Genomic DNA, 1,301 nt, shown 5'->3' on the forward strand with positions numbered 1-1,301 from the left:
TACGACGAAGACGGCAAGCCTCGCCTGCAATGGGTGAAGACAAATCAGGATGCTGAAAGGCAGCTTGAATTGATGCGCGAAGCCATAGCCTCGCTATCTGAAGACCTCCCCAGAATACCACCCTCAGAAAGCATACCAAGAAACCAATACAATTCAGAACTAATGGCTGTATATCCGCTTGGGGATCCACATATCGGGGTTCTTTCGTGGGCAGAGGAAACTGGTCAGGACTGGGATTTAAAGATAGCGGAGCAGAAGTTTTGCGCCGTGTTCGCCCGGCTGGTGAAAACCGCGCCGCATTGCAATGAGGCTGTCATTGTTAACCTTGGTGACTATTTTCACACTGACAACATGGAAGGCACCACAAGCCGATCAGGGCACAGCCTAGACACAGACGGGCGCTTTGCTAAGATGATTCGCGTGGGCATGAAGATCATGCGCCAGATGATCGCGTCAGCGCTTGAGCACCACAACACCGTCAGGGTAATCAATGCAACCGGGAACCATGACGATACCAGCAGCCAGTTTCTATCGGTATCGCTGGGCATCATGTATGAGAATGAGCCACGGGTAATCGTTGACGACTCGCCAACCCCGTTTCATTACGTCGAGTGGGGTAACTGCATGTTTGGCGTGCACCACGGACATAGCTGCAAGCCAGTCGCATTGCCTGGAGTCATGGCAGCCGATCAGCCTGAAATGTGGGGCCGCACAAAGCATCGCTATTGGTACACCGGGCACATACACCACGACACCAAGAAAGAGTTTGCAGGCGTAACGCAGGAATCATTCAGGACGTTGGCAGCCAAAGACGCATACGCAACGTGGGGCGGGTATAGATCAGGGCAGGATAGCAAGTGCATTGTCCTGCACCGTGATCATGGGGAAGTTGAGCGGCACACTGTTAATCTGGGCATGGTCTAGCCATCGCTCCTATCCATCTCATCACCAACCACCTTGACCACTACCAACACGATAACAGTGGTCAAGGCTGCCATTCCTAGAAGGGTCAGGGCGGCTATTGCGTAGGGGTTCATGTCAATCAAGGCAGGCAATGAAAAACACGACGCCAAGCAGTATATCGCCATTAACGAAGCACACTATCGACGAAACAAAACACGCTAATGAAGCCATAACTATCCCCTCCGTGGCTCATAGAACACATGATCCCCAAGCTGCACAACAATACGCAGCCTAGGCCAGTAAACCTCAATATCGTGCCGGTGGTAGTGTGTCAGCGACCCCATCCATGGAATCCAGAAGCCGCCAGCCATGAACCGATACGCGATGTTATAGGCCAA

Annotated in this window: 1 protein-coding gene; it reads left to right on the forward strand. The window is 52.4% G+C overall.

Annotated elements, in window-relative coordinates:
• Positions 1–924 (forward strand): hypothetical protein (locus V6D20_19440; protein ID HEY9817957.1); only part of this gene is annotated, 924 nt, incomplete at its 5' end.
• Between the last annotated feature and the right edge of the window lie 377 nt (positions 925–1,301).

It is taken from the genome of Candidatus Obscuribacterales bacterium (genome assembly GCA_036703605.1).
Classification (GTDB): Bacteria; Cyanobacteriota; Cyanobacteriia; order RECH01; family RECH01; genus RECH01.